The 19,959-nt window shown below is 44.1% G+C and carries 22 protein-coding genes; 15 read left to right on the top strand and 7 right to left on the bottom strand.

What is annotated here, in order from left to right; all coding sequences use genetic code 11:
* The first annotated feature begins 101 nt into the window (after window positions 1-101).
* The 4 genes from dapF to AC0J2F_RS02825 all read left to right on the top strand — a co-directional run bounded on the left by dapF (window position 102) and on the right by AC0J2F_RS02825 (window position 3,331).
* The gene (gene dapF / locus AC0J2F_RS02840; protein WP_473008616.1) at window positions 102-884 is read left to right on the top strand and encodes a diaminopimelate epimerase; all 783 of its coding nucleotides are present in this window, start codon (window positions 102-104) and stop codon (window positions 882-884) included.
* Complete coding sequence (locus AC0J2F_RS02835; RefSeq protein WP_473008614.1) at window positions 866-1,402, top strand: GNAT family N-acetyltransferase; 537 nt, start codon at window positions 866-868, stop codon at window positions 1,400-1,402. Before dapF ends, AC0J2F_RS02835 begins: the two co-directional genes overlap by 19 nt.
* Window positions 1,389-2,435, top strand: coding sequence for an endolytic transglycosylase MltG (mltG, locus tag AC0J2F_RS02830; RefSeq protein WP_473008613.1), 1,047 nt, complete (start codon window positions 1,389-1,391; stop codon window positions 2,433-2,435). Before AC0J2F_RS02835 ends, mltG begins: the two co-directional genes overlap by 14 nt.
* A 248-nt stretch (window positions 2,436-2,683) precedes the next feature.
* Entirely contained in the window at window positions 2,684-3,331 is a 648-nt protein-coding gene (locus AC0J2F_RS02825; protein ID WP_473008611.1) for a lysozyme family protein, read from the top strand.
* Between the two features lie 20 nt (window positions 3,332-3,351).
* Here AC0J2F_RS02825 and AC0J2F_RS02820 read toward each other — a convergent pair whose 3' ends face one another.
* The 4 genes from AC0J2F_RS02820 to dnaA form a co-directional block, all read right to left on the bottom strand.
* On the bottom strand, window positions 3,352-4,068 hold the full coding sequence (locus tag AC0J2F_RS02820) for an SAM-dependent methyltransferase (protein WP_473008610.1): 717 nt from the start codon (window positions 4,066-4,068) through the stop codon (window positions 3,352-3,354).
* A gap of 2 nt (window positions 4,069-4,070) precedes the next feature.
* On the bottom strand, window positions 4,071-5,432 hold the full coding sequence (locus AC0J2F_RS02815) for a PQQ-dependent sugar dehydrogenase (RefSeq protein ID WP_473008609.1): 1,362 nt from the start codon (window positions 5,430-5,432) through the stop codon (window positions 4,071-4,073).
* Between the two features lie 70 nt (window positions 5,433-5,502).
* Window positions 5,503-5,961, bottom strand: coding sequence for a low molecular weight protein-tyrosine-phosphatase (locus AC0J2F_RS02810; RefSeq protein ID WP_374958969.1), 459 nt, complete (start codon window positions 5,959-5,961; stop codon window positions 5,503-5,505).
* 6 nt (window positions 5,962-5,967) lie between these two features.
* Window positions 5,968-7,395: a chromosomal replication initiator protein DnaA gene (gene dnaA, locus AC0J2F_RS02805; RefSeq protein ID WP_473008607.1), complete on the bottom strand. Its 1,428-nt coding sequence runs from the start codon at window positions 7,393-7,395 to the stop codon at window positions 5,968-5,970.
* A gap of 213 nt (window positions 7,396-7,608) precedes the next feature.
* Here dnaA and AC0J2F_RS02800 point away from each other — a divergent pair, with 213 nt between their 5' ends.
* Complete coding sequence (locus AC0J2F_RS02800; protein WP_473008605.1) at window positions 7,609-8,007, top strand: acyl-CoA thioesterase; 399 nt, start codon at window positions 7,609-7,611, stop codon at window positions 8,005-8,007.
* An 11-nt stretch (window positions 8,008-8,018) separates the two neighbouring features.
* On the opposite strand, the gene AC0J2F_RS02795 is transcribed toward AC0J2F_RS02800, so the two are convergent.
* From AC0J2F_RS02795 to ribD, 3 genes are read right to left on the bottom strand one after another with little or no spacing between them, the layout of a single operon-like run.
* Entirely contained in the window at window positions 8,019-8,624 is a 606-nt protein-coding gene (locus tag AC0J2F_RS02795; protein ID WP_473008603.1) for an IMPACT family protein, read from the bottom strand.
* The gene (locus tag AC0J2F_RS02790) at window positions 8,624-9,493 is read right to left on the bottom strand and encodes an EamA family transporter (protein WP_473008601.1); all 870 of its coding nucleotides are present in this window, start codon (window positions 9,491-9,493) and stop codon (window positions 8,624-8,626) included. The genes AC0J2F_RS02795 and AC0J2F_RS02790 overlap by 1 nt, the downstream gene beginning before the upstream one ends.
* Window positions 9,490-10,596, bottom strand: a complete 1,107-nt coding sequence (gene ribD, locus AC0J2F_RS02785) for a bifunctional diaminohydroxyphosphoribosylaminopyrimidine deaminase/5-amino-6-(5-phosphoribosylamino)uracil reductase RibD (protein WP_473008599.1) — start codon at window positions 10,594-10,596, stop codon at window positions 9,490-9,492. Before ribD ends, AC0J2F_RS02790 begins: the two co-directional genes overlap by 4 nt.
* Before the next feature lie 17 nt (window positions 10,597-10,613).
* On the opposite strand from ribD, the gene AC0J2F_RS02780 reads away from it, so the two are divergent.
* The 10 genes from AC0J2F_RS02780 (at window position 10,614) to porD (ending at window position 19,949) form a co-directional block, all read left to right on the top strand.
* Window positions 10,614-11,099: a GNAT family N-acetyltransferase gene (locus tag AC0J2F_RS02780; protein WP_473008597.1), complete on the top strand. Its 486-nt coding sequence runs from the start codon at window positions 10,614-10,616 to the stop codon at window positions 11,097-11,099.
* A gap of 1 nt (window position 11,100) precedes the next feature.
* Window positions 11,101-11,943, top strand: a complete 843-nt coding sequence (gene prmC, locus AC0J2F_RS02775) for a peptide chain release factor N(5)-glutamine methyltransferase (protein ID WP_473008596.1) — start codon at window positions 11,101-11,103, stop codon at window positions 11,941-11,943.
* A complete protein-coding gene (locus tag AC0J2F_RS02770) occupies window positions 11,922-12,521 on the top strand; it encodes an LOG family protein (RefSeq protein WP_473008595.1) in 600 nt (199 codons plus the stop codon). The genes prmC and AC0J2F_RS02770 overlap by 22 nt, the downstream gene beginning before the upstream one ends.
* Before the next feature lie 652 nt (window positions 12,522-13,173).
* Entirely contained in the window at window positions 13,174-15,171 is a 1,998-nt protein-coding gene (gene ligA / locus AC0J2F_RS02765; RefSeq protein WP_473008593.1) for an NAD-dependent DNA ligase LigA, read from the top strand.
* Between the two features lie 3 nt (window positions 15,172-15,174).
* Window positions 15,175-15,690 carry a DUF6913 domain-containing protein gene (locus AC0J2F_RS02760; RefSeq protein ID WP_473008592.1) on the top strand — a complete coding sequence of 172 codons (516 nt, stop codon included), beginning with the start codon at window positions 15,175-15,177 and terminating at the stop codon, window positions 15,688-15,690.
* 13 nt (window positions 15,691-15,703) lie between these two features.
* Window positions 15,704-16,579 carry a 4-hydroxy-tetrahydrodipicolinate synthase gene (gene dapA, locus AC0J2F_RS02755; RefSeq protein WP_473008591.1) on the top strand — a complete coding sequence of 292 codons (876 nt, stop codon included), beginning with the start codon at window positions 15,704-15,706 and terminating at the stop codon, window positions 16,577-16,579.
* Window positions 16,580-16,684: 105 nt separating this feature from the next.
* Complete coding sequence (locus tag AC0J2F_RS02750) at window positions 16,685-17,506, top strand: outer membrane protein assembly factor BamD (RefSeq protein WP_473008589.1); 822 nt, start codon at window positions 16,685-16,687, stop codon at window positions 17,504-17,506.
* A 14-nt stretch (window positions 17,507-17,520) separates the two neighbouring features.
* On the top strand, window positions 17,521-17,847 hold the full coding sequence (locus AC0J2F_RS02745) for a DNA-directed RNA polymerase subunit omega (RefSeq protein ID WP_473009356.1): 327 nt from the start codon (window positions 17,521-17,523) through the stop codon (window positions 17,845-17,847).
* A 12-nt stretch (window positions 17,848-17,859) separates the two neighbouring features.
* Window positions 17,860-19,065 carry a bifunctional phosphopantothenoylcysteine decarboxylase/phosphopantothenate--cysteine ligase CoaBC gene (gene coaBC / locus AC0J2F_RS02740; protein WP_473008587.1) on the top strand — a complete coding sequence of 402 codons (1,206 nt, stop codon included), beginning with the start codon at window positions 17,860-17,862 and terminating at the stop codon, window positions 19,063-19,065.
* Window positions 19,062-19,949 carry a type IX secretion system protein PorD gene (gene porD, locus AC0J2F_RS02735; RefSeq protein ID WP_374957217.1) on the top strand — a complete coding sequence of 296 codons (888 nt, stop codon included), beginning with the start codon at window positions 19,062-19,064 and terminating at the stop codon, window positions 19,947-19,949. Before coaBC ends, porD begins: the two co-directional genes overlap by 4 nt.
* The last annotated feature ends 10 nt before the right edge of the window (window positions 19,950-19,959 follow it).

Below are 19,959 nucleotides of genomic sequence, written 5' to 3'. Positions count from 1 at the left end.
CTTAAAATTAGTCGAAATATTTGCTCTAAGTTTAGGGTTTAACGGCTTTTAACACTAGTTAACGCAACCTTAGAACTTCCGATTTTCTATCTTTGTTTTCCATGACAGTGAACTTTGTAAAATACCAAGGCACCGGAAACGACTTTATCTTGATAGATCATCGACATCCATTTTTCAACAAAGAGGATGCCGAACTGATTTCCAGGCTTTGTGACCGTCGTTTTGGCATAGGTGCAGACGGTCTTATATTGCTGGAGACGCATCCGGAGGTAGATTTTGAGATGGTTTACTTTAATGCTGATGGCAGACCGAGTAGTATGTGTGGTAATGGCGGGCGATGCACTGTGCATTTCGCCAAACAACTAGGAATTATAGGGTCTAAGACCCGTTTTATGGCTGTAGATGGTATACACGAAGCTAGCATAGAAAACAACTGGGTAGCCCTGCATATGGGCGATGTGCGACAAATTGACACTTTGACCGGCGCTTTTTTCTTAGATACTGGATCACCCCATCACGTGCAGCTGTGCGATGCTGTTGACGCTGTCGATGTTCCCTACCAAGGCGCAAAGATCCGTTATGGAACTTATGGGCAGGCAGGCGCTAATGTCAACTTTGTAAACCAAGAGGCTAGCGACAGCTTTAAAGTGAGAACCTATGAACGTGGCGTGGAAGATGAGACCTTGTCCTGTGGTACTGGAGTGACTGCCGTTGCTTTGGCCATGCATCATGCGGGTTATACCACCTCTAACACGGTTCAAATAGAAACCCCAGGAGGCCGTTTACAAATATCGTTCACTAAACAAGAGGAGGGCTATACCGATGTAGTGTTGGCAGGTCCGGCAACAGCAGTATTTACAGGACAATGGGAATCAAACTCTTAACGGATAAGGTAATGCTAAGGGCCTTGGAGCCCGAAGACCTTGACTTTCTGTACAGGGTTGAGAACAATACTGGTATTTGGGAGGTGTCTAACACCTTAGTGCCTTATTCGCGTTTTGTACTGAAGCAATATTTGGAACAAGCCCATTTGGATATTCATACAGCCAAGCAATTACGCCTGGTCATTTGTGAGCCCAATGATCATAAGGCGGTTGGCTTTGTGGATCTTTTTGAGTTCGATCCGAAGAACAAACGGGTAGGAGTAGGGATCTTGGTTTACGAGCCTCAAGATCGTCGAAAAGGTTTTGCCAGAGCGGCCTTAGAACTTTTACTTCCCTATTGCTTTGCGCAGCTAGGGATGCATCAAGTATACGCCAATATTGGCGCACAAAATGCGCCAAGTATAAAACTTTTTGAATCTCTTGGCTTTAGTTTAAGCGGAACTAAACGCGATTGGTTGTGGAGCAGTACAGGCTACACAGACGAATTAATTTATCAGATCATCGATGAAGAATCTTAAGAAGGTTATTTTTTGGGTAGTTATAGTAGGGGCTGTAGTTGGTGCCTTCTTTACCTATTATGTATATCAAACCATTTTTGCCGACAATACGGCTTTCAATAATGAGGAGGCTCATATTTATATACAGAGTACTGCTGGTTTTGATGAGGTGAAGGCAGACCTAGAACCCTTGCTTAAAGATATCAATGCCTTTGAGACCGTGGCGCGTAAAAAGGCCTATTCTGGTAATATCAAGGCGGGTCATTATGTGATCAAGAAGGGGATGAGCAACAACGATATCATCAATACACTAAGGGTTAACAATGTTCCGGTAACCATTCGTTTTAACAATCAGGAACGCTTAGAGGACCTGGCCGGGCGTTTGGCAGCGCAAGTAGAGGTAGACAGTACGGCCTTGATCGCAGCTATGCGAGATCCTCGCTTTTTAACCGATAAAGGATTCAACCAGGCCAATGCCCTGAGTATGTATTTGCCGAACAGTTATCAGGTGTATTGGAACACTTCTCCGGAGGGACTTCGAGAAAAGATGTGGAAGGAGTATCAGAACTTTTGGAATCAGGAGCGCAAGGCCAAGGCAGCTCAAATGGGATATACGCCCTTACAGATCACTGCACTAGCGGCAATTGTTCAAAAGGAAACTGCTAAAGCAGACGAGCGCCCGCGCGTGGCTGGAGTTTACGTAAACCGACTTAAACAGGGTATGCCGCTGCAAGCTGATCCAACAGTGATTTACGCAAAGAAATTGGTCGAGAATGATTTTGATCAGACCATAAAACGTGTGCTTTATCGCGATCTAGACATCGATTCGAAATTCAATACCTATAAATACACTGGTATCCCGCCTGGGCCAATCGCTATGCCCGATATTAGTACCATCGATGCAGTTTTGAATTACGAAAAGCACAATTACCTCTATTTTGTGGTCGATGTGACCAACTTTGGCTATCATAAATTCGCCTCTTCTTTAAGTCAGCACAATCGGAACAAGGCCGAATATGTGAAATGGATCAACGCTCAGGGGATCAATCGCTAATTTTTATCAATTTCTCAAACAATCTTCCCTTAAGCTGACGTGTTGATAAGCAGTTAGCAAGTTTTTTGCCGCTATTGCAGTACGCAAACGTTTTCGCTCTACATTTAATAAACTGAAGTATATCAGCGAGTTAGGGTTTTTTCCTCTGTTTAAGACAAGCTTAACAGAAAAAATTTGCAGGTTCTGTAGGATGTCGTAATTTTGCCCGCTGAAAATGTAAAGCCTCGGTTTTGCAAATTCCAAACAATATGATACGTAGTTTAATACGAATCTTAGTACTTCCAATGGTGATCCTAATCATCACGGTTGGATTCAAAGTTCGCGAGGATGCTACAGATCTTTCTGAGTATAAGGTGACCGATAACCAAGTGTGTTTTACGGTCCCTACCCTTGAAGAACAACGCTCTTTTGAATATGATATGTTCAATCCGTTTTTGGGGTATTCCTACCTTGGATTTAGAGAAGCACTAGCTTTTAAGGAATCTCAAGGAAAATACCGTGTAGTGAACGAGTTCGGGTATATGGGTAAATATCAATTTGGTAGATCTACCTTGAAAATGATCGGGGTTTATGATGCCAGTGATTATTTATACGACCCAGTGCTTCAAGAAGAAGCCTTTGAAGCTTACACGGCCCGAAATAAATGGGTGCTGCGCAGAGATATCAACAGATATGTTGGGCGTACCATTAACGGAGTGAAGGTCACGGAATCAGGAATTTTAGCTGCCGCACATTTGGCAGGTCCCGGAAACGTAAAAAAATACTTGAGAAGTGGAGGCGCTGTTGGTTTTAACGACGCCTTCGGAACTTCGATAAGATATTATATGCGCAAGTTTGGTGGTTATGACACCTCTGTGGTGATCGCAGATAAATTTGCGAAAGTAGAACGCATATAGTGTAAGTTAAGTTTAGTTGGTTAGTTATTTTGAATGATGAATAAGGTGGGTCTTTTATGTAGGTCCACCTTATTTTTTTGCCAGTCTGCCACACTTAGCGTTTTGATGTATTCCGTAGCCAAGCTAATATCCGCAGCAATACAAACCCTAGTATCTGGCTGTAGCGTGCTCAATAGGGCGTCCAATAGCTGCTGATTCCGATAAGGCGTTTCAATGAACAATTGCGCCTGCTCATTGGCTCTTGACTCTCTTTCAAGCTGCTTGATGGTCTGCTTGCGTTCTCGTTTATCTATGGGTAGGTAACCGTGAAAGGCAAACTTTTGTCCGTTCATACCACTAGCCATCATGGCCAGTAAAATAGAAGAAGGCCCAACTAGCGGTACCACTTGTATGTCCAATTCATGAGCCAAGGCTACAACAGCCGCGCCTGGATCTGCAATGCCAGGGCAACCTGCATCCGAAATAATACCTACATCAAAGCCTTCTAGACAAGGGTCTAAAAAACTTTTTATCTCTCCTGGATCTGTGAATTTGTTCAGTTGAACAAGTTTTAGATCGGGTTGTGATTTACTCGGAGCGATAAGTTGAATGGAGCGTCTTGCACTTTTTTCGTGTTCAACGATATAGTGATCTATTTCTTCCACAGCCTTTCGAACTGTGAGTGGAAGTACTTCCAGAGGATTAGATTCCCCCAAGGTCGTAGGTATCAGATAGAGCTTTCCCTTGGGGGTATCCATTTTTATAGTACGATTTTTAAGGTTTGAACTCCGCCGCTAACTGTAGTGAGCTGCGCGATGTAAAGCCCACTGGCGTAAGCTGATTTGGAAACGCTAAGTTCTTGGGTATCCAAATTGTCAAGATCCAAAACTTTTGCACCATTGATGGTGAACAAGGCAATACTTCGCATGCTGTTACCTGCAGATTTAAAGATCAATTGTTCTGTGGTCTGATCTACATACCAGGTGAAGGCATTTGCAGCTGCTTGCTCCTCCACATCCAAAAGGAGATCTACGATGCGGTAAATACCACCGCCTAGAGATACAGCATAAAGTTCATTATTAACATCCTCTCCAAAACTAGACCATGGTTGCGTGGTGTCTAATACCCAAGTCAGGTTATCGCTGCTATCTACAGTACCGATCTCTCCTGTACAAATGTCGGCAAAGAAATAGAGCCCGTCTAATGAGGCGTATTCGGTTCCGCGATATACGTAACCACCAGTTATGGAACAGCGGCCACTACCGTGGGTATATTCGGCCACCGGAAACTCGTAATTATCGGCAGAGGCACAACCAGAAGTGTTGAAGGGTGCGTTACCTTCATAACAGCGCCAACCGTAGTTGATAGGTGCAGCTGTGGAGCTTACTCGGTTAATTTCTTCTCGACTGCCTTGCCCTACATCGGCGATCCATAGATCTCCTGTGCTAGCGTCAAAACTGAATCTCCATGGGTTTCGCAGTCCTGGTGCCCAGATCTCGTCTAAGGCAGCACTATCACTAACATAAGGGTTGTCAGCAGGGATATAAGGTGCGGGAGCATCTACATCCAAACGCAAAAGCTTGCCTAAAAGGGTTCCGAGATTCTGAGAACGGTTTCCTGGGTCGCCAGCGCTACCACCATCTCCGGAGGCAATGTAAAGCATCCCGTCTGGTCCAAATTGCAAGCAACCCCCATTGTGATTGGTAAAGGGTTGTTCAAAGGCCAGCATTTGCAATTCCGACCCCGGGTCTGCAACATTAGGATCACTACTCACAGAAAATCTTGAGATCTGGGTGTCGTTAGACAGGTCGGTATAATAGACATAGAAAAAGCCATTTGTGGCGTAGTCTGGGTGGAAGGCGAGGCCTAACAGGCCACGTTCCCCACCGGAATTAACTATCGGGTCGATGTTTAAAAAAGGTGTCGGATTGATAGTTCCGTCAGGATTTAAGATTCGAATCACACCGCCTTGTTCAACAACGAATAGGCGTTCATCTCCCGCGTTTTGTAAGTCAACCGGGCTATTGAAGCCGCTGGCAAAAAGTTCAACATCAATGTCTTGAGCCTGTGCTGAGAAGCCTAAAAACAAGGCAAGAGCACAGAAATAGGTAGTCATTTTCATAGCGTAGGTGTTTTTGATTTTTGCTAAAATTAGCGAAAAAATCTCAGCAGTTCAACAAGATGTACTTCAGTTAGAGGCGCTCCTTTAAGATTTCACAGGCCTGATCGAGCATGTCATATACTTTGGCAAAGCCATCGTTTCCGCCGTAGTAGGGGTCAGGAACATCTACATTCTCTCCCGGAAATAGTGTGTCCAAGATTAGTGAAACCTTTTGCTTGTCGTGTTCTGTTCGGGCCAGTTTAAGCACATCGCGATGATTGGAATTATCCATCACGAAGATATGGTCAAACCTATCAAAATCTGTCACATTAAACTGGCGGCCGCGTTGCCCGGTAATATCCAAGCCCATTTCTTTGGCAATTGCGACGGATCTTGGGTCTGGAGGATCTCCTACATGCCATCCGCCGGTACCGGCAGAGTCAACCTCATAGTCTTTACGGCCAAAGAGCTTTGTGCGCATAATGCCTTCTGCCAAAGGGCTTCGGCAGATATTTCCCAGACAGACCATAAGAATTCTGGTCTTTTCCATAAGGATTTAGAGGGTGAGTTTTTTGTTGAGGTCTTCCACGTATTTGCGGAACTGTTTATCTGTAGCAGAAAGGTTATCTACAGTTTTACAAGCGTGCAATACCGTCGCATGATCGCGTTTTCCGATCTGCGAACCAATACTTGCCAAACTTGCCTTGGTAAACTTCTTGGCAAAGAACATGGCTAGCTGACGCGCCTGAACAATATGGCGTTTTCTAGTTTTAGATTGAAGCGTCTCTACATCCATCTGGAAATAATCGCTTACTACCTTTTGTATATAGTCTATAGAAACTTCGCGTTTGGTGTGTTTCACGTAGTTGTCTACGATCTTTTTAGCCAAGTCTATGGTGATCTCGCGCTTATTGAACGAGGAATGCGCGATCAAAGAGATAATGGCACCTTCCAATTCGCGAATATTTGTTTTGATATTATTAGCCAGGAATTCCACGATCTCTTCGGGCATATCCACTCCATCTCTAAACAATTTGTTTTTGATGATGGCTATACGCGTGTCAAAGTTCGGATGTTGAAGCTCCGCAGAAAGCCCCCACTTAAATCGCGACAACAGACGTTGCTCTATGTCTATCATGTCTACAGGCGCCTTGTCTGAAGTAAGGATAACCTGTTTGCCGTTTTGGTGTAAGTGATTGAAAATGTGGAAGAAAACATCCTGAGTTCCGGCTTTGCCAGACAATAATTGAATGTCGTCTACTATAAGAACATCAATGATCTGGTAGAAATGAATGAAGTCGTTTCTGTTGTTCTTCTTTACAGACTCTATATACTGCTGCGTGAATTTCTCTGCAGAAATGTACAATACTGTTTTTTCCGGATACTTGTCTTTGATCTCAACTCCAATAGCGTGCACCAAGTGCGTTTTCCCTAGACCTACACCACCAAAGATAAGTAGTGGATTAAAGGAAGTCCCACCCGGTTTGTTGGCTACGGCCATACCGGCAGAACGCGCTAGGCGGTTCGAATCACCTTCTAAGAAATTCTCAAAGTTGTAACTCGGGTTGAGCTGAGACTCGATCTTTACGTTGCGGATTCCAGGAATAACGAAGGGGTTCTTAAGCTCAGGACTTTTGTTCTTAATAGGAACATCCACTTCTTGGCTTTTAACCGTAGTGCGCTGTGTACTGGGGATTTTCTCCGTGAAAGGTTGTTTGTTGCCGTAGGTGTTCTCCATCTTGATCACATAGACCAATTTGGCTTCGGCACCTAATTCTTTGGTCAAGGCAACCTTAAGAAGCTTGACATAATGCTCCTCTAACCACTCGTAGAAAAACTTACTTGGAACTTGAATACTAAGAGCATTATCAGAGAGCTTAACTGCTTGGATAGGTTCGAACCAAGTTTTGTAGGCTTGGGTAGTGATGTTGTCCTTAATAAAGGACAGACAATGGTTCCAAACAGATTCAGCTGTTCTGCTCATAATTCGATTAAAAAGTGTTGTTTTTGAGTTGTTAGTTGCTGTAGAAAAAAATAGGGAATAGTGACTTCCCTAACAATTCCTTAACAGTGCAAATATGTGAACAAAAAAATGAAAAAAAAAAATGAAAGCGGTATTGGATTTTAAGTTTTTTTTTGTGATACTTCCATAACTTGTAAGATACGTAATTTTTCCCACTTACTTAAAACCAATACTTTGTTAGCACACACTATCGATTTTAGAGTGCGTTACGGTGAGACCGATCAGATGGGTGTGGTCTATCATGGCGCGTATCCCGCATATTTCGAGATGGGACGGACAGAATGGCTCAGAAATTTGGGTGTGACCTACCGCTGGATGGAAGAGCACGATGTCATGTTGCCAGTTGTAGATTTAGCTATCCGATATAAGCAGCCGGCAAAATATGACGACAGACTTTTGCTAACCACTGAGTTACGGGAAAACCCCAGCTACAAAATCACCTTCGATTACGTACTAAAAAACCAGTCCGAAGAGGTACTTGCAAAAGCAACTACAACCTTAGTTTTTAAATCTATGGTTAACAATAAATTAATACGAGTCCCAGATTATATCACGGACCGCTTGAAGTCCTAATCCTACTAACGCTAATTTGTAGGAATAAACTGTGCAGGATATAACTTTTTAACCTCATTTTTCACGCTATCAAGTTGCGAAGCTCTAACCGATAAACGTAAGGTCACATCTTGAGCACTTTCCTGTGATATGATATTAATGTTCATATCGCTTATTAGGCGCATGATCCGTCCTAATAAATTATACGGAGTTTTTATAACAAAGGGAATCTCTACATAGCGTGTTTCTATTGCGCTGGCTTCTAGAGCGAGCTTAGCTCCAGTTCTGTAGGCGTTTATAAGACCACCTACACCTAACTTGGTGCCACCAAAGTAGCGAACCACCACCACCAATACGTCCGTAAGCTCAAAAGCTTGTATCTGACCATAAATGGGCTGTCCGGCACTATTAGAAGGCTCACCGTCGTCATTGGCACGGTATTCAGGCTCGCCCAAGCCCAATTGATAGGCATAACACCAATGTCTTGCGGTATTATGCTCCTTTTTTAAGTTTTCTATTATAGAGGCAACCTCATCGGCATGAGTTATCGGATAGGCATAACCGAAGAATTTGCTGCCTCTGTCCTTAAAGAGTTGCGGGGCCGATGGAGCTTTTAATGTTCGGTAGTGATCTTCCATCAGTTAAAATAGGCTATTATAGCAATACTGCTCACGGCCAAAACAATTCCGAACCAATTTTGTTTGCTGAGTTTTTCTTTAAATAAGAGTATCCCTGTCAAAGTGGCTGCGATCACAATAGCAATGTTATTCAAAGTAAAGACAGTTGCACTATCTAGGTAAGGAATTCGGAGTGCCTGTACCAAAAAGTAAATACTGAAATAATTGGGAATACCCAGTGCAACTCCCGCAAGGAGATTCTTAGGGGCAATGACAACCTTTTTCTTCAGGCTTTTTGCAAGTAGCAGCAAAACACCACTAAGGGCTGCAGCAGCGAATATAGTAGCAGAGAATTGACTCACCTCATCAGTTCCTACACGATCTTCCTCTAAGAATTTGATACTGGTATCAATGACACCGCTGCCTAAAAATACTAAAAGAGGTAGCACCATATCTCGGAGTTCTAGCTTGGGGTGCCCCTTTCCTTTTATTGAGCTCAAATAAAGTGCTAGCAAGGCCAGACCTATTCCCAATAGCTTGGGTACTGTAGCCAGCTCCTTGTAATAGAGAAATCCAAAGACGATAGGAATCGCAACGCTCATTTTGGTTGCTACAGAAACTACAGACAGTCCTAATCGCTGGGCTGTAAGCGCCATTAGATTAAAGATCGATATAAACAATACACCCAATAGTATTGCGGGTACAAACCAGCTTTTCTGCCAAGGAGCATCCGTAGCAGCAAGGCTGCCGTAAGCAATGAAACCGCAACTTGCCGCTACTATATAATTGGTAACTATAGCCTGAAAGGTGTTTACTTGGAAGCGTCCAAATGCCTTAAATAGGGTAAGAATTGCTGCAGACGAAGCAATAGAGAGTAGTAAGCTTATCATAATTGCTTCGGATTCAAATAAGTCAATAAACGATCATTGTGTAAGCTTTCTATCGCGCTTGGTTCTAAATTCAATGCAGGAGCCTTTAGGCCGCTTTTCAATTCTGAGGGACCAATAAAGGTTCGGGCTTCATCCCATAAACCGCTGTCTATGAATCTTTGCAAGGTAGAAGCACCTCCCTCTACAATAAGTGATTGCACACCTTTATCGTATAAATGCCTTAACAAGTCATTAATGGGCAATTCTCCTGCTGCTACCTTAATATAACCGATATGATTAACCGTAGTTGTTTTTTCGGCCGCTGTAAATACAATAGTTGGTACGCTGCCATTCAAAACCTTAAGTTTTTCATCCAAGCGTCCATTAATATCGATCACTATGCGCAAAGGGGACTTACCCGGCCATTCTCTTGTGGTCAAGGACGGATCATCACTCAGAGCAGTTTCCACTCCAATAAGGATGGCACTTTCTTCTGCACGCCATTTGTGGGTACGCTGTCTGCTCAAGGCATTGCTTATCCAAACGGGAGCTTGTTGTGTTTTTTGAGCGGGAGCTATAAACCCGTCATGGCTTTCTGCCCATTTCAAGATAACATAAGGTCGCCTCTTATTGTGAAAAGTGAAAAAGCGTTTGTTGAGTGCTCGCGCCTGTTGCTCGCATACTCCGCAGATAACTTCAATACCGGCAGCCTCTAATTTTTTTATACCTGTTCCTGCTACAGCTGGATTAGGATCTGTACAACCTATGATCACTCTTCCAACTTGTTCACGGATCAACAGGTCTGCGCAAGGAGGCGTCTTCCCAAAATGCGAACAGGGTTCTAAGGACACATAGATAGTGGCTCCTCTCAATAATGCTTTGTTCTTAACACTGTTTACGGCCTGAACTTCAGCGTGAGCTTCACCAGCTTTTTGGTGCCATCCTTCACCAATTATGGTCTCGCCTTGTACGATGACACAGCCAACCATAGGATTTGGGTCTGTGGTACCTAAGCCCAGTGCTGCAAGGCTCAGGCAACGCTTCATATAGGCCTGATGGGTTTTGAGTGCTGTCTGAGAAAAAGCGGTGGTCGGACTCACAAAGAATGCGTAATTTAGCTTCAAAAATACGACAATTCATCATGTTTTCTTTTACCATCAGACCAATACTTCCAAAAGACGATCAGCAGATCGCAACTGTGATCCGCAAGGTGCTTGTTGAACACGGTGTGCCTAAAGTAGGTACAGCTTATGAGGACGAAGCCTTGAACTGTATGCACAAGACCTATCAGGTACCTCGAGCGCAATATTTTGTGGTCGATACTCCAGATGGTATTATCGGTGGGGCAGGAGTAGCGCAGTTGGCAAATTTTGAAGGCAATATCTGCGAACTCCAAAAAATGTACTTCTTGCCAGAGGCGCGCGGTCGAGGTATAGGCTCGGCCATGATGGAACGCTGCTTGGATGCGGCCAAAAGATTCCGTTTTGATCAGTGCTACTTAGAGACCATGCCTAATATGCATGCTGCCCAAAAACTATATAAGAACACGGGCTTCCATTATATCGATGGGGCTATGGGCAATACCGGGCACTACAGCTGTCCTGTCCATATGTTAATCGATCTGTAATTTGAATTACCACCAGCTGCATCAAGATTGGCAATCGGAGCTTCAGCCCACTTATGGAAAGGACGAGGTCTCTGCACTATTGAACTTGACGCTGGAGCACTTTCTTAAATTAGAACCAGTACGCCTGCGATTAATGGACCAGCTTCCATCCGAAGTGATTCCAAAAATAACAGCGGTCAAAGACAAATTAGCTCAGCAGCAACCCATACAATATATATTAGGAGCAACAGCCTTTTGTGAACTTGAATTAAACGTTGGTCCAGGGGTGCTGATTCCCAGACCAGAAACCGAGGAGTTGGTGCATTGGATCTTACAGGAGCAGGAAGTTCATCCCTTAAAGGTGGTCGATCTTTGCAGTGGCTCCGGAGCCATTGCTTTGGCCTTAAAAGCTTCACGTCCTGCCTGGGAGCTTACTGCCGTAGAACTCTCTAAAGAAGCCCTGGTCATTGCTAATGAGAACGCGGAACAGTTGGATTTAGCAGTAGATTTTATTGCTGCCGATGTTTTACAGGATGAACTCTCTGGTGGGCCATATGACATTATGGTGAGCAATCCGCCTTATGTGCGAGATTCAGAACGAAATCTAATGCTAACTAATGTATTGGAGCACGAGCCAGAAATGGCACTCTTTGTACCTGACACCGATCCTTTTTTATTCTATAAACGCATTTCGGCCCTGGCTACCAAGCATTTAAAGCCTGGCGGGAGCCTCTATCTGGAAATCAATGAGTATCTTAGTAAGGAACTCCTGACTTCCTTGGCGCCTTTTGGTTTTGCTATGGAACTCCGCCAGGACAGTTATTTAAAAGATCGCATGCTCAAATGTCAAAAGAAATCCAAATAGATAGAGTTGCTGTTTTCTGCGGAAGCAGTTCGGGCAACGACATAGCTATAACAGAAACCGCTTTAAGACTCGGGCAATTGTTGGCCGAAGAGCATATAGAGTTGGTCTATGGGGCCGCTAAAATTGGCGTTATGGGAAAAGTTGCTGAAGCTGTACTAGACCATGGCGGTCGCGTAGTTGGTGTGATCCCTGAATTCCTCAAACGCAAAGAAGTGGTCCATTTAGGCTTAAGTGAACTCATCACCACAGAGAATATGCATCAACGCAAATTGATCATGAGCGAAAGAAGCGACGGATTCATAGCGCTACCCGGAGGATTCGGAACGTTAGAGGAGCTTTTTGAGATCATTACCTGGTCACAATTGGGCTTGCATCAAAAGCCAGTGGGGCTGCTTAATATCAATGGCTTTTACGACCCGCTTATTGCCTTGTTAGAAGGTATGGTGCGAAAAGGATTTTTAAAGATGGAGAACTTTGAGATCCTCTTAGTTGCTTCGGATCCAAACCTGTTGCTACAAAAGATGCGAACCTACAAGGCCCTTGAAGTCCCCAAATGGTTGACTCAGGATCGAACCTAATCGATAAAGTGCGGAAAAATATCGACGAATTGCATAGCGATATTTTTTTTCAATTTCTTTTGCTTTTTTGATTTTTCAACAAAATACTTTTGAATCGTGAAATAATCACAGGGGTGTGATTTAAGTTTTCGCAATAAGGACTTTAAGTCTTTATAAATATTGTTTGGTTGTGGGGCGGCCACAATTTCCAAGAGATGTTGATGCGCGTTAAGGATTAGGAATTTTTTTGCAATTCATTTTTTTGGAGTCAACAATTGTGGTTCGTCTCACTTTTTTCAACAATGTTCCTACAAAGAACAAACGATCATTGATATAGCCATAAATTCACAAATACGAGACAGGGGTTGAACTTTTCTTAGTTGTAAGAATCCGTCGATTGATACATGGAGATGAATGTATTTGTGAACTTGACCTTAGGCAGGGCCTTTTTAAGAAGTAGTCTTCTTTCCGTTAGTCAGCTTTAAAGCTATCCCCGCGGCAGGGAGTTTATCACCATTATTTTTGCGTTAGTTATATTCGGAAATACTCTTTTAAAGGCCCTTTCTTTTTTTCTTCCAACGGTTGATAAATACTGCAAAACTCCATCAATTTAGCGCCTGCTAAGGCAGATTAAAACCCACAGCTTTCTTATTTTTGGGGAAAGACTTTATTGATGAATATTCAGCAGCAAATCGAACAATTGCGTGCGGAGCTCAGAGGGCACAATTACAATTATTATGTCTTGGACGCGCCGGTCATCTCTGATTTTGAATTCGATGCCAAGCTCAAACTACTTCAAGAGCTGGAAGCTGCTCATCCAGAATACTACGATCCTAATTCTCCCAGCTTACGCGTTGGCGGGCAAGTAACTAAGAATTTCAACACGCTAGTGCATGAGTACCGCATGTATTCCTTAGATAATTCTTATTCTAAGGATGATCTTCTGGATTGGGAAAAGCGCATTAAAAAATCCGTAGACGGTCCTGTGGAATACACCTGTGAGCTTAAGTACGACGGAGCTTCCATTAGCCTGACTTACCAAGACGGCAAACTTGAAAAAGCGGTGACGCGCGGAGATGGTGTTCAGGGCGATGAGGTCACCACAAACATCAGAACTATAAAATCTGTGCCTTTGCAATTGCGCGGGGACTATCCGGAACGCTTTGACATTCGAGGAGAGATTGTTCTGCCCTTTGCTGGCTTTGAAGCTATGAACGCCCAGCGTATCGCCGCAGGAGAAGAGCCTTACCGAAACCCCAGAAATACTGCTAGCGGAAGTTTAAAACTTCAGGATAGTGCGGAGGTTGCTAAAAGACCTTTGGAATGTCTTCTGTATAGCGTTATTGGAGACAAGCTCAACATCGAAACGCAATTAGAAAGCTTACAAAAGGCAAACTCTTGGGGCTTTAAGGTTCCTCCTCATGCTGTTTTAGCCAAGAATATAGACGAGGTCATTGCCTATGTGAATCATTGGGATACGGCAAGACATGAATTGCCTTATGAAACCGATGGGGTAGTTATCAAAGTAAACAGCCTCAGACAACAAGAGGAGTTGGGTTACACTGCCAAAGCGCCCCGATGGGCCATGGCCTATAAGTTTAAAGCAGAGCAAGCTGTTTCTGTTTTACATACCATCACCTATCAAGTTGGGCGTACAGGAGCTATAACGCCAGTGGCAAACTTAGAACCTGTTGACCTAGCGGGAACCGTTGTGAAAAGAGCCTCTTTGCACAATGCCGATCAGATAGCTAAGCTAGATATACGCGAAGGCGACACGGTCTATGTAGAAAAAGGCGGGGAGATCATTCCAAAGATAGTTGGGGTGGACTTAAGTCAACGCCCGGCAGATTCTAGTCCCACGCAGTACATAACAAACTGTCCGGAATGCCAGACCCCGCTTATCAGACAAGCCGATGAGGCCCTACATTACTGCCCGAATGAATTGGGGTGTTTTCCGCAAATAGTTGGGAAGATCCAGCATTTCATCTCACGCAAAGCCATGGATATAGAGGGCTTAGGTGGAGAGACAGTTGCCTTGTTGGTCAAGGAAGGGCTTATAAACAATTATGCTGATCTGTATACGCTGGGTGTAGACCAATTACTTCCCTTAGATAGAATGGCGCAAAAGAGCGCGGAGAATTTGGTGCAAGGGGTGGCCAAAAGCAAGGAGATCCCTTTTGAGCGAGTCTTGTTTGCCATAGGGATCCGTTATGTAGGAGAGACAGTTGCCAAAAAGCTTGCTAAGCATTATAAGTCCATTACTGCGCTTGCAGCAGCAGACCTGGACGAGCTACAAACTGTAGATGAAATTGGATTGGCTATTGCACAAAGCGTAGTGGAATGGTTCTCAGATCCGAAGCATCAAGAGTTAATTGACAGATTGAGACAATACGGGCTGCAATTGGAATTGTCTGAAGAGGTGCTGGCCAATCAAACAGAGCTGCTAAAGGGAGATGTAGTGGTAGTCTCTGGAGTATTCACTAGAGTATCTCGAACTGAACTTAAAAAATTGATCGAAGATAATGGCGGAAAGGTATCGAGTTCTATTTCGTCCAAAACCACCTATATAGTTGCAGGAGATAAAATGGGTCCTTCAAAACGTACCAAGGCTGAATCACTTGGAGTAGCACTAATAACTGAAGACGAATTCTTGGCTAAACTTGGGCAATAAACCGTGATAGGAGCGTTAAAACAAAGAAGTGTCTTAAAACAGTTGCGCAAGGCTATAGACCAACAGAAGCGCGTGCTTCCCACTGGGAAATTACAGAACGTTTTGTTGCTTTCCCAAAATGGTTTGACAGCTAATGCGCAAGCAGTAGCTAGTCTGGCAAAGAAACTGCAACTGCCAGTCGCCGATATTTGGTTTCGCGAGTTTACTACGGGCATCAAGCCGGAAGAACTCGGCCCTCAGCAATGGTGTAAAAAGCATTTTGGTTGGCAGGGTAAACTACTCGCTGACGATGCCGCTGCCTTTCAGGTCAAAGATTTTGATCTGATCGTCGCTTATTATTGGAGCGAAAATCCATTGCTGGACAATCTTATTGCGAGTAAGCCTAATGCCTTTCGCGTGGGCACCGCAGGTGGTAATGAAGCCCTTTATGACTTGATCATAGATACGCCAAAGGGAGATTGGGCTGCCTTTGAAAACGAATTGATAAAATACTTGACCATATTGAAACTTTGCCCTTGAGGCTAAAAAAATTATGCAAGAACTAATAGGAACAGGAGTGGCGCTGATCACTCCATTTGACGCTCAGGGAAACCTGGACCTAAAGGCTTTAAAGGCCTTGGTGGATTTTAACATAGAAAACGGCGTAGACTATTTAGTGGTTCTAGGGACTACTGCAGAATCAGCCACACTAACTAAGGCCGAAAAGGAAAAGGTGAAGGCTTGCATTACAGCGGCCAATGGCGGACGCGTGCCCGAGGTTTTGGGTATAGGAGGCAATAATACTGCGGCCGTTGTTGCAGAACTTCAGGAAACTGATCTTAGCGCATACACAGCCGTTTTATCGGTATCGCCTTACTACAACAAACCTACTCAAGAAGGTATATATCGTCATTTCGAAGCTGTTGCCAAGGCGACCACCAAACCGATCATCTTATACAATGTCCCGGGTAGAACCTCATCCAATATGGCCCCAGCGACCGTTGCTCGATTAGCTGCGGATTTTGACAATATCGTCGCTATAAAGGAGGCTGCAGGTGATATTGTTCAAGCTATGGAGCTCATGCGGCAAACGCCGGAAGATTTCTTAGTGATCTCTGGAGACGATATGATCACCTTACCGATGGTCTTAGCCGGAGGAGCAGGCGTGATCTCTGTTATCGGAGAAGGAATGCCCGCTGAATTCTCTGCTATGGTGCGTTTAGCTAGAGCAGGTCATAATGAGCAGGCAAGAGCGCTGCAGTATCAACTCATGCCAGCAATAGATATGATCTTTGAAGAGGGTAATCCTGCGGGAATTAAGGCCCTTTTAGAACACCGTGGAATCTGTACCGACACGGTACGCTTGCCATTGGTTTCTGCCACTTCTGGACTCAAAGCGCGACTCGGAGATTTTTTAAGTGATTTTTAGTACGGAGTTAAACTTTTCACAATCCGCATGGCACAAGGGCTAGAGAGTTTTAGCTTCGTGCGGTCTACAGTTTTGTAATCTCGAAGAATTAACTAATTTTGCAGGATGTTTTTAAACAAAAACAAATATTACCTTTTAGCGTTGGCAGCCCTCTTATTGGTGGGTGCCTGTTCGCCTTTTCAGAAAGTCTATAAATCGGATGATGTGGCGGCTAAATATCGCTTTGCTGATTCGCTATATCAAGTCGGTAAATACAGAAAGGCGCTAAAGCTCATGGAAGAGATTGTGCCTGCCTATCGCGGAAAGCCACAGGCAGAACGATTGATGTTCTTTTACGCTGATACCTATTTCCAATTGGGAGATTTTTATTTGTCCGGATATCAGTTTGAGCGTTTTGTACGATCTTACCCAAACAGTGATCGTGTACAAGAGGCGGCTTACAAAGGAGCTAAAAGTTATTACGAGTTGTCTCCGAGGTACTCCTTAGATCAAGAAGACACCTATACCGCATTGGAAAAGCTTCAAGGATTTATCGATCAGTTTCCTGATTCTGATTACCTGCAAGAGGCCAATGGTTTGGTAGACGAACTCAACACAAAATTGGAATATAAAGCGATCCGTATCGCCAAATCATACTATCACCGCGAAGATTATAAGTCGGCTATCGAAGCTTATGACAACTTTGCGACAGACTATCCTGGTAGCGAATATAGAGCAGAAGCGTTCTACATGCGCATGGAATCGGAGTATAAATTGGCGATCAATAGTTTTGAGACCTTAGTGCCAGAGCGTTTGCGAGCGGCCAAGGACTATTACAACAGCTTTATGAAATACTTTGCGGATTCCGAGTATAAAGAAGCGGCAGATGAGATCAATCAAGATATCGAATCCCGCTTGGAAGCCTTTAACACTGAAACAAAATCTTAAGGTTAGCACATATGATGAATTTAAAGAAATTAGACGCGCCTATCAACACCACTACCATTGACAAGAATTTGGTAGATGCGCCTACCAACAACATTTACGAGGCTATCTCTATAATCGCTAAGCGTGCCACGCAGATCAACGGAGAGATCAAAAAAGAGTTGTTGGAAAAACTGGACGAGTTTGCGACCTACAATGATTCTCTAGAAGAGATCTTTGAAAACAAAGAGCAGATCGAAGTTTCTAAGTTCTACGAAAAACTTCCTAAGCCACACGCTTTGGCAGTGCAGGAGTGGCTAGAAGACAAGATCTACCACCGCAACACCCAAGAGGACGAGGCCTAAACAATCGGGATCATGTCTGTTTTAAAAGGAAAGCGAATCTTACTGGGGGTAACCGCCGGTATCGCTGCCTATAAAACAGCCTGGCTGGTACGCTTGTTGGTCAAATCCGGCGCAGAGGTGCGCGTGGTAATGACTCCAGCGGCTAAAGACTTTGTTACGCCGCTTACCCTTTCCACTTTATCTAAGAATGAGGTCTATTCGTCTTTCACCAATGAGGAAGATGAAAACGCCCAGTGGAACAATCACGTAGAGCTCGGTCTTTGGGCCGACTATTTACTGATCGCTCCAGCTACCGCAAATACTTTGGCTAAGATGGCCACAGGGGTTTGCGATAATTTGCTTTTGGCCGTTTACTTATCTGCCAAATGTCCAGTTATGTATGCTCCAGCTATGGATCTGGACATGTACAAGCACCCTTCTACACAAAACACCTTCGATACATTAAGCGGTTTTGGAAACATTCAGATCCCAGCCGCTCACGGCGAGCTAGCCAGCGGATTGGTGGGGCAAGGACGTATGGCCGAACCAGAAGAGATCATTTCTTTTTTAGAAGAACACATTAGCCAAGGGTTGCCCTTAAAAGGCAAACGTGTTCTAATTACTGCAGGACCTACCTATGAAGCTATAGACCCGGTGCGATTTGTTGGGAATCATTCCAGCGGACTCATGGGTTACAAGATCGCGGAGCGAGCTGCGGCTCTTGGGGCCGAGGTTACCTTGGTCAGCGGGCCGTCTGCTATTCAATTAGAAGATAAGCGCGTGAATCTGATCCGAGTTGTAAGTGCTGCGGAGATGTTCCATGCCGTGCAATCCCATTACAATAAGACAGATATAGGAATCTTTGCCGCTGCTGTAGCTGATTACAGACCAATAGACCCAGCGCAAGAAAAGATCAAGAAAACAGGAGATTCTCTAGATATAAAACTAGAGAAGACACAAGACATACTGGGCTGGGCTGGTAGCCAAAAAAAGCAGCAATATTTGGTCGGCTTTGCCTTAGAAACTCAGAATGAACTAGACAACGCAAAAAAGAAGCTGGAGAAAAAGAATTTAGATTTAATTATACTAAATTCGCTCAGAGACGAAGGGGCTGGTTTTAAATCCAAAACCAACAAAGTCACCTTTATAGATAAGAACGGCGCCGTTTTGCCGTTTGATCTAAAGGATAAAGCAGCTGTCGCTGTAGACATCCTCGATTACATTATTAAGCAGCAATGAGAAGACTTCTATTTATACTTTGCACCATCTTTAGTTTAAGTGTTACAGCACAAGAGATCCGTTGTACGGTCACTGTGAATGCTGAGCAAACGGCACGAGCAGATCTGCAGATTTTCAAGACCTTAGAGAATCAGATCGCAGAGTTTGTGAACGAATACCAATGGACCACCATGAAAATGGCTACGCAAGAGCGTATAGACATGAATCTGGTAATTGTGGTGACCGCTTATGATGGTGATGATTTTACAGCCACGTTGCAGGTGCAGTCTTCGCGTCCGGCTTATGGGTCTTCATACAATTCGCCAGTATACAACTATAACGACAAGCAGTTCTCTTTTACTTATAGAGAATTTCAGCCCTTGAACTTCAATCCGAACAGTTTCGATTCGAATTTGATCTCTGTGGTTGCTTTTCACGTGTATACAGTTATTGGGCTAGACGCTGCTACATTCAGCAGAAATGGAGGAATCCCTTATTTTCAGGTGGCTAAGCAGATAGTCAATACAGCAGCTTCTTCAAATTTCTTAGGATGGAAGGCTACCGATGGGGTGCAATCGCGTTTCCGTTATAACGATGCTTTACTGTCTAATGTCTTTGCAGAGTTTCACAATGTGATGTACGACTATCACCGTCTAGGTTTAGACGTGATGCATGAAGATCCGAAGAAAGCCAAAGAGATCATGTCCGAGAGTTTGAGTCGCCTGCGCATGATCAACGACAGACGCCCGAATTCATTCTTGCTCAGAACCTTCTTCGACGCCAAAGAGAACGAGATAAGTAAGGTCTTTAGTGGTGGCCCTCGTGTAGACATCGCCAAATTGGTAGAAGACCTAAATCGTATGGCACCTACCAAGCGAGCTAGCTGGGAGGACATCCGATATTAAACGCTTCAAA

The sequence above is a fragment of the Gilvibacter sp. CC01 genome (genome assembly GCF_055755295.1).
This window is presented reverse-complemented; position numbering and strand designations above follow the sequence as displayed.